General features: G+C 69.3%; 9 protein-coding genes. 5 read left to right on the top strand and 4 right to left on the bottom strand.

The window, feature by feature from the left end; translation table 11 throughout:
* The first annotated feature begins 143 nt into the window (after window positions 1–143).
* Together HJD23_RS34505 and HJD23_RS34500 are read left to right on the top strand one after the other, a co-directional pair.
* Entirely contained in the window at window positions 144–1,202 is a 1,059-nt protein-coding gene (locus tag HJD23_RS34505) for a RecB family exonuclease (RefSeq protein ID WP_171113400.1), read from the top strand.
* 236 nt (window positions 1,203–1,438) lie between these two features.
* The gene (locus tag HJD23_RS34500; protein ID WP_141309237.1) at window positions 1,439–2,110 is read left to right on the top strand and encodes a response regulator transcription factor; all 672 of its coding nucleotides are present in this window, start codon (window positions 1,439–1,441) and stop codon (window positions 2,108–2,110) included.
* A gap of 78 nt (window positions 2,111–2,188) precedes the next feature.
* Here HJD23_RS34500 and HJD23_RS34495 read toward each other — a convergent pair whose 3' ends face one another.
* From HJD23_RS34495 to metH, 4 genes are all read right to left on the bottom strand, one after another.
* On the bottom strand, window positions 2,189–3,769 hold the full coding sequence (locus HJD23_RS34495) for an ABC transporter substrate-binding protein (protein WP_171113398.1): 1,581 nt from the start codon (window positions 3,767–3,769) through the stop codon (window positions 2,189–2,191).
* A 71-nt stretch (window positions 3,770–3,840) separates the two neighbouring features.
* Window positions 3,841–5,442 carry an ABC transporter substrate-binding protein gene (locus HJD23_RS34490; protein ID WP_171113396.1) on the bottom strand — a complete coding sequence of 534 codons (1,602 nt, stop codon included), beginning with the start codon at window positions 5,440–5,442 and terminating at the stop codon, window positions 3,841–3,843.
* A 429-nt stretch (window positions 5,443–5,871) separates the two neighbouring features.
* Entirely contained in the window at window positions 5,872–6,564 is a 693-nt protein-coding gene (locus HJD23_RS34485; protein ID WP_171113395.1) for an HAD family phosphatase, read from the bottom strand.
* A 129-nt stretch (window positions 6,565–6,693) separates the two neighbouring features.
* A complete protein-coding gene (gene metH / locus HJD23_RS34480; protein WP_171113393.1) occupies window positions 6,694–10,206 on the bottom strand; it encodes a methionine synthase in 3,513 nt (1,170 codons plus the stop codon).
* Between the two features lie 347 nt (window positions 10,207–10,553).
* On the opposite strand from metH, the gene HJD23_RS34475 reads away from it, so the two are divergent.
* The 3 genes from HJD23_RS34475 (at window position 10,554) to glpK (ending at window position 14,086) form a co-directional block, all read left to right on the top strand.
* Entirely contained in the window at window positions 10,554–11,318 is a 765-nt protein-coding gene (locus HJD23_RS34475) for an IclR family transcriptional regulator (protein ID WP_171113391.1), read from the top strand.
* Between the two features lie 350 nt (window positions 11,319–11,668).
* A complete protein-coding gene (locus tag HJD23_RS34470; RefSeq protein WP_171113389.1) occupies window positions 11,669–12,463 on the top strand; it encodes an MIP/aquaporin family protein in 795 nt (264 codons plus the stop codon).
* A gap of 81 nt (window positions 12,464–12,544) precedes the next feature.
* Window positions 12,545–14,086: a glycerol kinase GlpK gene (gene glpK, locus HJD23_RS34465; RefSeq protein WP_171113387.1), complete on the top strand. Its 1,542-nt coding sequence runs from the start codon at window positions 12,545–12,547 to the stop codon at window positions 14,084–14,086.
* Window positions 14,087–14,108 lie beyond the last annotated feature (22 nt).

Here is a 14,108-nt window from a genome sequence, read left to right as displayed (position 1 = left end):
TGCCGGGCGGAAGGGTCTCGGGTCGATGGTATGCGTCCGTGGGGACGCGTTCCGCCCCGGCACCCCCTCCGTTTCCCCTGTCGTCGCACCTGCCACGGCCGCGGCTGGGTCACTGTCAGTGGCGGGCCGTATGGTCTGTGGACATGGACACCAGCACCGAGGGCACGGCGGAGCCCCACAGCGGCGGCAGGGCCGAGGCGGCGGATCCGGATCCGTCCGCCATGATCGAGCCTACGACGCAGAGCGCGATGACGGCGGTGACGGCGGCAGCCGAGGCCGCCGCCACGACCGTGGTCACCGAGCCCGTCGTCATACCGCCCACGTCGCTCTCCCCCTCGCGTGCCGGCGACTTCATGCAGTGCCCCTTGCTGTACCGGTTCCGGGTGATCGACCGGCTGCCCGAGAAGCCCAGCGCGGCGGCGACCCGGGGCACCTTGGTGCACTCGGTCCTGGAGCGCCTCTTCGACGCCCCCGCGGCGGAGCGCACGGCGCCGCGCGCGAAGTCCCTGATCCCCGGCCAGTGGCAGCGGCTGCGCGAGGCCAGGCCGGAGGTCGAGGAGTTGTTCGCCGACGACCCGGAGGGCGAGCGGCTGGCGGGCTGGCTGGCGGAGGCGGAGCGGCTCGTCGAGCGCTGGTTCACGCTGGAGGACCCGAGCCGCCTGGAGCCCGCCGAGCGTGAGCTGTTCGTCGAGGCGGAGCTGGACTCTGGGCTGCGGCTGCGCGGCATCATCGACCGGGTCGACGTGGCGCCGACCGGCGAGGTCCGCATCGTCGACTACAAGACGGGCAAGGCACCCCGGCCCGAGTACGCCGAGGGCGCGCTGTTCCAGATGAAGTTCTACGCGCTCGTCGTCTGGCGGCTGAAGAAGGTGGTCCCGCGCCGGCTCCAGCTCGTGTATCTCGGCAGCGGTGACGTGCTGACGTACGACCCCGTCCTCGCCGATCTGGAGCGGGTCGAGCGCAAGCTGCTGGCGCTGTGGGAGGCGATCCGCCAGGCCACCGAGTCGGGCGACTGGCGGCCCCGGCCGACCAAGCTGTGCGGCTGGTGCGACCACCAGGCGCACTGCCCGGAGTTCGGCGGCACTCCCCCGCCGTATCCGCTGCCCGTGCGCCGGACCGGCGGCGGTGAGGACGCCCGGCCCGCGTCCGAGAGGGCGCCCGAATCGCGCGGGGTGGAGCAGGGCAGAATGGGGCAGGACTAGGGCCTGTCGTTCGGGTCATGCCGCGGACGCGGGGCCTGGCGCGCGCATCTGCCGCGTTGTCGTCGGTTGTCGACTCCCCCACGCTCGAACACGCTCGCGCGGGGGACCCCCATCGTGTCGACGCCCTTCTCCGCCTCGCAGTTGCACGCACCAGACTCCGCTCACCGGTACTGATCAGGCGCCGTCGGCTCTCTTTGGCCTGATCCGGACGACAGGCCCTGGCGAAGGAGACTCACGTGGCCATCCGCGTCCTACTGGTCGACGACCAGCCGTTGCTGCGTACGGGCTTCCGCATGATCCTGGAGGCCGAGCAGGACATCGCGGTCGTCGGCGAGGCCGGAGACGGCCTCCAGGCACTCGACCAGGTGCGGGCCCTGCAGCCCGACGTGGTGCTGATGGACATCCGCATGCCGCGGATGGACGGCGTGGAGGCGACCCGGCAGATCACCGGTCCTGGCCGGGACGGCCCGGCGAAGGTGCTGGTGCTGACCACTTTCGACCTCGACGAGTACGTGGTGGAGGCACTCAAGGCCGGCGCCAGCGGCTTTCTGCTGAAGGACGCGCCCGCGGGTGAGCTGGTGCAGGCGATCCGCGTGGTGGCGGCCGGCGAGGCGATGCTCGCCCCGAGCATCACGCGCCGCCTGCTCGACAAGTACGCCACGCATCTGCCGTCCGGCGAGGAGCCGGTGCCCGACACCCTCAACACGCTCACCGAGCGCGAGGTCGAGGTGCTGAAGCTGGTCGCGCGCGGCCTGTCGAACGCCGAGATCGCCGCCGACCTGTTCGTCAGCGAGACCACGGTCAAGACCCACGTGGGCCACGTCCTCACCAAGCTGGGGCTGCGCGACCGGGTGCAGGCCGCGGTGTACGCGTACGAGAGCGGCCTGGTGCGTCCCGGCGCGCAGTGACCGTCCCGGCGAGCCGTACGGCGCCGCGGGCGCCCGTTCCCAAGGAGCGGGCGCCCGCGGCGTCGGCGTACCGGGGCCTCAGCCCTTGCTGATCTCCCAGAAGCGGAAGACGGTCGAGGCGTCGAGGCAGTACTCCAGGCCGTAGACCTCGTCGCGGACGACCGCGTACTGCTTGGCCTGCCAGACCGGCAGCATGGGGAGTTCCTCGGCGACGATGTCCTGCAGCTCGCCGTACTCCTTGTCGGTGGCGGCGCGGTCGCTCTGCGCGGCCGTGCGCGGGATGAGCGTGCCGGTGATCGTGTTGTTGCTGTAGTTGTTGCCCAGCACGTTACCCTCGCCGAAGAACGGGGCGGTGAAGTTGTCGGCGTCCGGGTAGTCGGGCACCCAGCCCTTGACGTAGACGCCGTACTTGCCGTCGGCGATGTCCTTCTCGTACTGGTCGAAGGGGACGGACTTCACGTCGGCGGCGAACAGGCCGCTGGCGTTCAGCTGCGCCGCTATGGCCTTCAACTCCTCGTCGGTGGCGGGGCCGTAGCGGGAGGGGGTGGACCAGAGGGTGAGCTTCACCTTGTCGGTGATGCCGTCGGCGCGCAGCGCGTCCTCGGCCTTGGCCTTGGAGGGGCGGGCGCCGTAGGTGTCGAAGAAGGCCGTGTTGTGGCCCGCGATGCCGGCCGGGATGATCGAGTACAGCGGGGTGGCGGTGCCCTGGTAGACGTCCTGGATGAGGGCGTCGCGGTCGATCAGGTGGGCGATGGCCTTGCGGACGGAGAGCTTTCCGGCGACCGGGTCGTCCATGTTGAAGACCAGGTGCTGGACCTCGGCGCTGCTGCCCTCGATGACCTTGACGCCGGAGTCGGTGTCGGCGTTCTCGACGTCGGCGATGTCGGCCGCGCTCAGGCCTCGGTAGGCGATGTCGATGTCGTCTGCGAGCAGCGCCTTCTTCAGCGCGTTGCGGTCGCCATGGAAGAACTTCAGGGTGACGCCGGAGTTCTGCACGTCTGCGGTGCCCTGGTAGTTCTCGTTGACCGAGAAGACGGCCTCGTTCTCGGTGAACGAGTCGAGCTTGTACGGGCCGGAGCCGATCGCCTTGCCGTCCGTGCGCAGCTTGTCGGCGTCGTACTCGCGGTGGTTGACGATGGAGCCGGCGCCGGAGGCGATCTTGCTGGGGAAGGTGGCGTCGGCGACCTTCAGGTTGAACACCACGGTCTTCTCGTCCGGCGTCTCGACGGTGTCGAGCATGGGGAACATGATGGCCGGGCCGTCGGCGTCGTCGATCTTCAGCATGCGGTCGAAGGAGAACTTGACGTCCTCCGAGGTGAGCGGGTCACCGTTGCTGAACCTCAGCCCGTCCTTCAGGGTGCACTTGTAGACCTTGGTCGAGGTGTCCGTGAAGCTGCACCCCTGGGCCAGTTCCGGCTGCGGCTCGGTGCCGCCCTTGGGGAAGCTGAGCAGCGACTGGAAGACGTTGTTGAACAACAGCCAGGAGCCGGGGTCGTAGCCGGACGCCGGATCGGTGGCCAGGACGTCGTCGGACATCCCCATGACCACGTTGGAGCCGTTCTCCCCCGTGTCGCCGGACCCGGAACCGCATCCGGTCAGCAGGCCGGAGGCCAGACCCGCCACGATCGGCAGGACCGGCCACTGGTTGCGCATGTTCACGTGCGTGCCTTACGTCGTTCTCGAAGTACCCGGGGCCGCTGTCAAGGACCCGGGGCGCGTGTGGGGAGGTGTCAGCCGCTCACACCACGGCCGAGCTCCCACAGCTGAAGGGTGGCGGAGGAGTTGAGCGCGTAGGCGACACCGGTGATGGCGTCGTGCGCCGCCACGTACTGCTTGCCCTGCCACAGGGGCAGCACGGGTACGTCCTCGGCCACGATGTCCTGAATTGTGTTCAGGGTCTCGGAGGCGGCGAGACGGTCGGCCTCGCGCCGGGATTCCGGGATCAGGGTGTTGCGGATCTCGCTGTTGGCATACGGCGACTTGAGGAAGCTGTCCTTGTCCAGGAACGGGGCGACGAAGCTGTCGGCGTCCGGGAAGTCGGGGAACCAGCCCATGCCGAAGACGTCGTACTCGCCGGCCCGTTCGGCCGGGACGAAGGTGTCCCAGGGGGTGCCCTCGATGCTGACGTCGAACAGGCCGCTGTCGTTGAGCTGCGCCCGCAGCACCTCGAACTCCTTCTTGGTGGCGGCGCCGTAGTGGTCGGTGGTGTAGTGCAGCGTCAGCTTCACGGGGGTGGTGATGCCGGCGTCGTCGAGCAGCGCCTTGGCCTTGGCGCGGCTGGGGTCGCCGTACTTGTTGAAGAACGCGTTGGAATGGCCGGTGATGGAGGCCGGGACGAGCGAGTACAGGGGTTCGGCCTGGGTGCCGTAGACCTCGGAGACGAGCTGGTCGCGGTTGACGAGCTGCGCCATGGCCTGGCGTACGGCCTTGTCCTTCACCGTGGGGGCGGCGGTGTTGAAGGCCAGGTAGCGGATCTCCAGGCCGGGCATGTCGATCAGGTCGACATCGCCGTCGGCGGCGGCCAGCTTGTTGATCTGCTCCGGCGTCATGGTGCGGCTCATGACGTCGATGTCGCCCTTGTCGAGGGCGGCGCCCATGGCGTCGGCGTCCTGGTAGGAGACCAGGTCGACCTGCTCGTTGTGCACCCTCAACGCCCCCTTGTAGTGGGGGTTCCTGGTGAACACGGCCCTGACGACCTCGCCGTCCTTCTCCTCGGCCTTGAGGGTGTACGGGCCGGAGCCGTCGATCTGGAAGCCGTCACGCAGTTTGTTCTTCTCGTAGTCGTCGGGGTTCACGATGCCCGCGACCGGGGTCGACAGCTTGTACGGGAAGGTGGCGTCGGCGGTCTTGAGGTGGAAGATGACCTCGTTGTCGCCCTTGGTTTCGACGGTGTCGATGGTGGACAGCAGGGCGAAGACACCGCTGTCCGACTTGAGGGCGAGGGCTCGGTCGATGGAGAACTTCACGTCGGCCGCGGTGATGGGGTCGCCGTTGGAGAACTTCAGGTCCGGGCGCAGCGTGCAGGCGTAGCGCTCGTTGCCGGTGTCGGTGAAGCCGCAGCTCTCGGCGGCGTCGGGGACGGGCGCGCCCTCGCCGCGCGGCTGGACCATCAGGGTCTGCACGGTCTGGCGCAGCACGTTCCAGAGGCCGACGTCGTAGGCGTACGCCGGGTCGAAGGGGGCGGGGGCGTCCTTGGTGGCGATGAACCGGTCCGTGGTACCGACGACGATCGGGCGCCCGCCGTCGCTGCCGCTGTCCGACCCGCCGCAAGCCGCGAGCGCGGGCGCCAGCAGACCGACCACGGCCGGCAGCACCAAAGTCTTGCGGTTCATGCTCGGAAATCTCCACAGCTGTCAGGTCCGTGTATCCGGCATGCAGGGGTGTCGCAGCGGATCACGGGGGCGGGGGTGAGGTTCTCGCGATGAGATTAGTGCGCGCCCGTGACGGGGTTCGCGGCCACTGGAGTTGAGCGTCCATCACGCTGCGAAACCGGGCGTGGACGCACTGAAAACCCGACAGGGGAAGGATTAGTGCAGCGTCCCATGAATCGGGACACAAAGCCGGGGCAACCACCCGGTTGGGGGGCCGGACTGCACACATACGCCACCGTGTCGACCCCTTCCGCAGTGGTGAACGTCACACTTCCAACTGTGTCTGGAGGTACCGGAATTCGGCCATCCGCACGATTCGAATTCCTCCTCGACGAATTGCCGTTCCCCGCGCTGCCGCACGGTGCGTGAACGCACCGCGCATTTGTGTCATCAGTTCAGCAGAGCGCGCAGAAATGCCAGATCGACCACTTCGAGGGAGTCCACCACGGTACGCCGGGCGGCCGGGGCGATCGGGGCCACCGAGGGCACGGCCACCACATGGCAGCCCGCCGCCTCCGCCGCGGCCACGCCGGTCGCGGTGTCCTCGACGACCGCGCATCTGGCCGGGTCCGCGCCGAGTCCGGCGGCGGCGAACAGGTACGGGTCCGGGTGCGGCTTGGTGCGGGCGACCTCGTCGCCGGCCACGGTCAGGGCGAAGTACTGGGGCCCGAGGGAGTCCAGGACGCGGTCGATGATGCGCCGGTGGGAGGCCGAGACCAGGGCCGTCGGGATGTCGTGCGTGGCGAGCTCGGCCAGCAGCCGGGCGGCTCCCGGCATCAGCGGCAGCGCCCGGTCGATCCGGTCCTCGAAGCCCTGGTTGAGCAGGACGGTGAGCTCGGCGAGGGTGATGTCGGCGCCGGTGGCCTCGATCAGGAACCCCGCGCTGCGGGTCATCGGGCCGCCGACCACGACATGGCGCCAGGAGTCGTCGAGGGTGTGCCCGAGACCGGCGAAGACCTCGCACTCCACGTCCCACCAGAAGCCCTCGGTGTCCACCAGGGTGCCGTCCATGTCGAGGAGCACGGCCTGCAGGGCCGAGCCTTCGGCCGTACGGGTGCCGATTGCGGGGACCGTCGTCGTCATCCGGCGTACCTCCTGGAGGGACGAGCAGGCCGGTTCCCGGGTCGGGAACCGGCCTTCAGTGGACCGACCAGTGTACGACGATTCCGATCAGGACGCGGTGAGGAGTGTCACGCGGAGTCGTATCCCACGTCACCGTGCGTTGAAGTACTTCGCCTCCGGGTGGTGGATGACGATGGCGTCGGTGGACTGCTCGGGGTGGAGCTGGAACTCCTCGGACAGCCGCACGCCGATCCGCTCCGGCTCCAGGAGGTCGGCGATCTTCGCCCGGTCCTCCAGGTCGGGGCAGGCGCCGTAGCCCAGCGAGAAGCGGGCGCCGCGGTACTTCAGCGCGAACATGTCCTCGATGTCGGCCGGGTCCTCGCCCGCGAAGCCGAGTTCGGCGCGCACGCGCGCGTGCCAGTACTCGGCGAGTGCCTCGGCCAGCTGCACGGACAGGCCGTGCAGTTCGAGGTAGTCGCGGTAGGAGTCGGACGCGAACAGCCGGGCGGTCTCCTCGCCGATGCGGGAGCCGACGGTGACGACCTGGAGGCCGACGACGTCCGTCTCGCCGGACTCCTCCGGGCGGAAGAAGTCCGCCAGGCACAGGCGGCGGCCTCGGCGCTGGCGGGGGAAGGTGAAGCGGGTGCGCTCGTTGCCCGCCTCGTCGAGGATGATCAGGTCGTCGTCCTTGGAGACGCACGGGAAGTAGCCGTAGACCACGGCCGCTTCCAGCAGGTTCTCCGTCTGGAGCCGGTCCAGCAGCCCGCGCAGCCGCGGCCGGCCCTCCGTCTCGACGAGTTCCTCGTACGACGGTCCCTCACCGGTGCGGGCCTGCTTCAGGCCCCACTGGCCCTTGAACAGGGCGCCCTCGTCGAGCCAGGAGGCGTACTCCTTGAGCTGGATGCCCTTGATGACGCGGGTGCCCCAGAACGGCGGCTCGGGGATGCGGTTGTCGGTGGCGACGTCGGAGCGGACGTGGCCCTCCTCGGGGCGCTCCTCGACCTCGACGGTGGCCGCCCGCACCCGGCGCTGCTTCAGCTCCGGCAGCTTCGCTCCCGGCACGCCCCGCTTGACGCCGATCAGGGCGTCCATCAGGCGCAGGCCCTCGAAGGCGTCCCGGGCGTAGCGGACCTCGCCCTCGTAGATCTCGTGCAGGTCCTGCTCGACGTAGGCGCGTGTGAGGGCGGCGCCGCCGAGGATGACCGGGTAGCCGGCGGCCAGGCCCCGGGCGTTGAGCTCCTCCAGGTTCTCCTTCATGATCACCGTGGACTTCACCAGGAGTCCGGACATGCCGATGACGTCGGCCTTGTGCTCCTCGGCGGCTTCCAGGATCGCGGAGACCGGCTGCTTGATGCCCAGGTTGACGACGTTGTAGCCGTTGTTGGACAGGATGATGTCGACCAGGTTCTTGCCGATGTCGTGCACGTCGCCGCGCACGGTGGCCAGCACGATCGTGCCCTTGCCGTCGTCGTCGGTCTTCTCCATGTGCGGTTCGAGGTAGGCGACGGCGGCCTTCATCACCTCGGCGGACTGGAGCACGAACGGCAGCTGCATCTGGCCGGAACCGAACAGCTCACCGACGACCTTCATGCCCTCCAGGAGCGTGTCGTTGACGATGTCCAGCGCCGGGCGGCTCTCCAGGGCCTCGTCGAGGTCGGCCTCCAGGCCGTTGCGCTCGCCGTCGATGATGCGCCGCTGCAGACGCTCCTCCAGGGGAAGCGCGGCCAGCTCCTCCGCCTTGCCCGCCTTCAGCGACTTGGCGGTGGCGCCCTCGAAGAGCTGCATCAGCTTCTGGAGGGGGTCGTAGCCCTCGCTGCGGCGGTCGTAGATCAGGTCCAGGGCCGTGCTCACCTGCTCCTCGTCGAAGCGGGCGATCGGCAGGATCTTCGACGCGTGCACGATCGCCGAGTCCAGGCCCGCCTTGACGCACTCGTCGAGGAAGACGGAGTTGAGCAGGATGCGGGCGGCCGGGTTCAGGCCGAAGGAGATGTTCGACAGGCCCAGTGTGGTCTGCACGTCCGGGTGACGGCGCTTCAGCTCGCGGATCGCCTCGATGGTGGCGATGCCGTCCTGGCGGGACTCCTCCTGGCCGGTGCAGATCGTGAAGGTGAGGCAGTCGATGAGGATGTCCTCCTCGCGGATGCCCCAGTTGCCGGTCAGATCGGCGATCAGCCGTTCGGCGATCTCGACCTTCTTCTCGACGGTGCGGGCCTGGCCCTCCTCGTCGATGGTCAGCGCGATCAGCGCCGCGCCGTGCTCCTGGGCCAGCCCGGTCACCTTGGCGAAGCGGGACTCGGGGCCGTCGCCGTCCTCGTAGTTGACGGAGTTGATGACCGCGCGGCCGCCGAGCTTCTCCAGGCCCGCCCGGATGACGTCGACCTCGGTGGAGTCGAGGACGATGGGCAGCGTGGAGGCGGTGGCGAAGCGGCCGGCCAGTTCCTCCATGTCGGCGACGCCGTCCCGGCCGACGTAGTCCACGCACAGGTCGAGCATGTGCGCGCCCTCGCGGATCTGCTCCCGCGCCATCTCCACGCAGTCGTCCCAGCGGCCGGCCAGCATGGCCTCGCGGAACTTCTTCGAGCCGTTGGCGTTGGTGCGCTCGCCGATGGCCAGGTACGAGGTGTCCTGGCGGAACGGCACCGACTGGTAGAGGGAGGCGGCGCCCGGCTCCGGGCGCGGGGCGCGCTCGGCCGGGGCGAGGTCGCGGACCCGCTCGACGACCTGGCGCAGGTGCTCCGGTGTCGTACCGCAGCAGCCGCCGACCAGGGACAGGCCGTAGTCGCGGACGAAGTTCTCCTGGGCGTCGGCCAGTTCCGGCGCGGTCAGCGGGTAGTGGGCGCCGGCCGCGGTCAGCACGGGCAGACCGGCGTTCGGCATGCACGACAGCGGGACGCGGGAGTGGCGGGCGAGGAAGCGCAGGTGCTCGCTCATCTCGGCCGGGCCGGTCGCGCAGTTCAGGCCGATCATGTCGATGCCGAGCGGCTCCAGCGCGGTCAGCGCGGCGCCGATCTCGGAGCCCAGCAGCATCGTGCCGGTGGTCTCGACGGTCACCGAGACGATCAGCGGCACGTCGTACCCGGCCGTCTCCATCGCCCGGCGGGCGGCGACGACCGAGGCCTTGGTCTGGAGCAGGTCCTGCGTGGTCTCCACGAGCAGCGCGTCGGCGCCGCCCGCGAGCAGGCCCTCGGCGTTCTGCTGGTAGGCGTCGCGGATGGCGCCGAAGGTGGTGTGGCCGAGGGTGGGCAGCTTGGTGCCGGGGCCCATGGAGCCCAGCACCCAGCGCTGCTGCCCGGTCCGCCGCGCGTAGTCGTCGGCCGTCTCGCGGGCGATGCGGGCACCGGCCTCGGACAGCTCGCCGACGCGGTGGGCGATGTCGTACTCGCCGAGGGCGGAGAGGTTCGCGCCGAAGGTATTCGTCTCCACGCAGTCCACGCCCGCGTCGAAGTACGCGGAGTGCACGGAACGGACGATGTCCGGGCGGGTGACGTTGAGTACCTCGTTGCAGCCCTCGAGGTTCTGGAAGTCGTCGAGTGTGGGGTCCTGCGCCTGGAGCATGGTGCCCATCGCTCCGTCGGCGACGACCACACGGGTGGCGAGTGCCTCACGGAGGGCGGACGCACGGGTCCGGCTGTCGGTGGCGGGGGACTGCGGCGACGAGGCCATGTAAGGGGCTCCCTGGAGTGCGACGGCTGTCGGCTTTGCGCTTCCTTCGGATGCTCGTCCGGAGTGTCCGGGGGAAGAGCGCACGCGGCCAGGGTAGCCGGGACCGACCGCCTATGGTCAGGGGCGTCCACGAGGCGGACCAGGATGGCCTCCGGGTCGCCCCTCGGGGACGCCTGGGGAACCTCTGGGGGCCTCTGGGGGACGAGGGACACAACAACTGCCGACCACCCATTGGCGGGAGGTCGGCATGGACCGGTAGTGTTCGGCATTGCCGAACAGTGGACATTGCCGGACGGCGGCAGCGACGTCGTAGCTCGACGGTCGAAGGGGACGGAGGCAGGACGGCGATGGCACGGAACATCCAGTCGCTCGAACGGGCGGCCGCGCTGCTGCGCCTGCTCGCGGGCGGCGAGCGAAGGCTGGGCCTGTCGGACATCGCCTCCTCACTGGGCCTTGCCAAGGGCACCGCCCACGGCATCCTGCGCACCCTCCAGCAGGAGGGCTTCGTCGAGCAGGAGGAGGCCTCCGGGCGCTATCAGCTGGGCGCCGAGCTGCTGCGCCTGGGCACCACCTACCTCGATGTGCACGAGCTGCGCGCGCGTGCCCTGGTGTGGACGGACGACCTGGCCCGCTCCAGCGGCGAGAGCGTCTACCTGGGGGTGCTGCACCAGCAGGGCGTGCTGATCGTGCACCACGTCTTCCGGCCCGACGACAGCCGGCAAGTGCTGGAGATCGGCGCCATGCAGCCGCTGCACTCCACGGCTCTGGGCAAGGTCCTGTCGGCCTACGACCCGGTCGCGCACAGCGAAGCCCTGGAGTCCGACCGCAAGGCCTTCACCGACCGCACCGTGTGCGATCTGAGCGACTTCGAACAGATGCTGGACCTCATCCGCGCGCGCGGGTACGCCGCGGACGTCGAGGAGACCTGGGAGGGCGTCGCCTCCATCGCCGCGCCCATCCACGACCGGCGGCGCATGCCGGTCGGCGCGGTCGGCATCACCGGAGCGGTGGAACGGCTGTACCGGGACGGGGAGCTGCGGCCCGAGCTGATCGCCGCGGTACGGGACTGCGCCCGCGCGGTGTCGCGCGATCTGGGCGCCGGGCGCTTCTGAGCAGCACAAACTCAGCGCTTCTGAGCGGCACCCAGGGGAAATCCGGGGGAGACACCGGGGCGTCGTACGGCGTTCCGGCTCTCGGCCTACCCTGAAACGGGCATAACTGGTTGTATCGGGATCTGCATGATCCATCGACCCAGAACTCAACACAATCAACCAGCATCGCGCTTTCCATGAGAGAGCTCTTGACGTCCGCGTAACGCCGAAGCAAGACTCCCGTCCATCGGTCGGCATTGTCGAACAGCTACCGGCAATACGCGCTAGAGTGTGACAACGCCAAGGGCCGACTGACCTCCGTAGGGACGCGGGGTTCAGCTTCCCCTGGACGAAGGACAAAGGAGTCGCGGGTGTCCAGCTCCGACATCTTCATCGGCGAGACCATCGGTACCGCCATACTCATCCTCCTCGGCGGAGGCGTGGTCGCCGCCGTGGTTCTCAAGGCCTCCAAGGCCCGCAACGCCGGCTGGCTCGCCATCACCTTCGGGTGGGGCTTCGCGGTGCTCACGGCCGTCTACATCTCGGCGCCGCTGTCCGGCGCCCACCTCAACCCGGCCGTCACCCTCGGCATCGCGATCAAGGACAACGACTGGAACAACGTTCCGATCTACTGGGGCGGACAGCTGCTCGGCGCCATGATCGGCGCGGCCCTGGTCTGGCTCGCCTACTACGGCCAGTTCCACGCGCACCTCACCGACAAGGAGATCGTCGGCGGCCCGGGCGCACAGTCCACCCAGGCCAAGGCGGTCGAGGCGCAGGAGCAGGGCGCCGGCCCGGTGCTCGGCGTCTTCTCCACCGGACCGGAGATCCGGCACGCGGCGATGAACCTCGGCACGGAGATCATCGGTACGTTCGTGCTGGTCATCGCCGTCCTCACGCAGGGCCTGAACGACAGCGGCAACGGCCTGGGCACGCTGGGCGGTCTGATGGTCGCCCTCGTCGTGGTCGGCATCGGCCTCTCTCTGGGCGGCCCGACCGGCTACGCCATCAACCCGGCCCGTGACCTCGGCCCGCGCATCGTGCACGCCCTTCTGCCCCTGCCCAACAAGGGCGGGTCCGACTGGTCCTACGCCTGGGTCCCGGTGGTCGGCCCGCTGATCGGCGCCGCAGCCGCCGCAGGCCTCTACAACGTCGCTTTTGCCTGAGAAACGGGTACGTCCGCTCTCGCGGCCGCACGCATCACGCCGTAACCAGCCCCAGACCACACGGACTTCCAGGAGCACACAGTGACCGACGCCCACACCGCCGGCCCCTTCATCGCCGCGATCGACCAGGGCACGACCTCCAGCCGCTGCATCGTCTTCGACCGGGACGGCCGGATCGTCTCCGTCGACCAGAAGGAGCACGAGCAGATCTTCCCCAAGCCGGGCTGGGTCGAGCACAACGCCACCGAGATCTGGACCAACGTCCAGGAAGTCGTCGCCGGAGCCATCGACAAGGCCGGCATCACCCGCGACGACATCAAGGCCATCGGCATCACCAACCAGCGCGAAACCACCGTGCTGTGGGACAAGAACACCGGTGAGCCCGTCCACAACGCCATCGTCTGGCAGGACACCCGCACCGACGCCCTGTGCCGGGAACTCGGCCGCAACGTCGGCCAGGACCGTTTCCGCCGCGAAACCGGCCTGCCGCTGGCCTCCTACTTCTCCGGCCCCAAGGCCCGCTGGCTGCTCGACAACGTCGAGGGCCTGAAGGAGCGCGCCGAAGCCGGCGACATCCTCTTCGGCACCATGGACACCTGGGTCATCTGGAACCTGACCGGCGGCGTCAACGGCGGCCACCACGTCACCGACGTCACCAACGCCTCCCGCACCCTGCTGATGAACCTCCACACCATGCAGTGGGACGAGAAGATCGCCGAGTCCATCGGCGTGCCGCTGGCGATGCTGCCCGAGATCCGCTCCTCCGCCGAGGTCTACGGCGAGATCACCGGCGGCAAGCTCGGCGACCTCCTCGGCGGCATCCCCGTCGCCTCCGCACTCGGCGACCAGCAGGCCGCCCTGTTCGGCCAGACCTGCTTCTCCGAGGGCGAGACCAAGTCGACCTACGGCACCGGCACCTTCATGGTGATGAACACCGGTGACAAGCTCATCAACTCCTACAGCGGCCTGCTGACCACCGTCGGCTACCAGATCGGCGGACAGAAGCCGGTCTACGCCCTGGAAGGCTCCATCGCCGTCACCGGCGCGCTGGTGCAGTGGATGCGCGACCAGATGGGCCTGATCTCCACCGCCGCCGAGATCGAAACGCTCGCGCTGACGGTCGAGGACAACGGCGGCGCCTACTTCGTGCCCGCCTTCTCCGGTCTGTTCGCCCCCTACTGGCGCTCCGACGCCCGCGGTGTCATCGCCGGCCTGACCCGGTACGTCACCAAGGCACACCTCGCCCGCGCCGTGCTGGAGGCCACCGCCTGGCAGACGCGGGAGATCGCCGACGCCATGACGAAGGACTCCGGCGTCGAGCTGACCGCGCTGAAGGTCGACGGCGGTATGACCTCCAACAACCTGCTGATGCAGACCCTCGCTGACTTCGTGGACGCCCCCGTGGTGCGCCCGATGGTCGCCGAGACCACCTGCCTCGGCGCCGCCTACGCCGCCGGTCTCGCCGTCGGCTTCTGGTCCAGCACCGACGAGCTGCGCGCCAACTGGCGGCGGGCCGCCGAGTGGACCCCCCGCATGGACGCGGACACCCGTGACCGTGAGTACAAGAGCTGGCTCAAGGCCGTCGAGCGGACCATGGGCTGGCTCGACGAAGACGAGAGCTGATTCGACGAGAGCTGACGCACAG

The organism is Streptomyces sp. Z423-1 (assembly GCF_013009255.1).
Lineage (GTDB): Bacteria > Actinomycetota > Actinomycetes > Streptomycetales > Streptomycetaceae > Streptomyces > Streptomyces gossypiisoli.
The sequence above is the reverse complement of the archived record's forward strand: the minus strand, read 5'-3'. Positions and strand labels throughout refer to the sequence as shown.

Excerpts from the sequence above, each read along its gene's own strand:
- HJD23_RS34505 (WP_171113400.1), top strand. The coding sequence starts at position 144 with ATGGACACCAGCACCGAGGGCACGGCGGAGCCCCACAGCGGCGGCAGG.
- HJD23_RS34490 (WP_171113396.1), bottom strand. The coding sequence starts at position 5,442 with ATGAACCGCAAGACTTTGGTGCTGCCGGCCGTGGTCGGTCTGCTGGCG.
- HJD23_RS34485 (WP_171113395.1), bottom strand. The coding sequence starts at position 6,564 with ATGACGACGACGGTCCCCGCAATCGGCACCCGTACGGCCGAAGGCTCG.
- metH (WP_171113393.1), bottom strand. The coding sequence starts at position 10,206 with ATGGCCTCGTCGCCGCAGTCCCCCGCCACCGACAGCCGGACCCGTGCG.
- HJD23_RS34475 (WP_171113391.1), top strand. The coding sequence starts at position 10,554 with ATGGCACGGAACATCCAGTCGCTCGAACGGGCGGCCGCGCTGCTGCGC.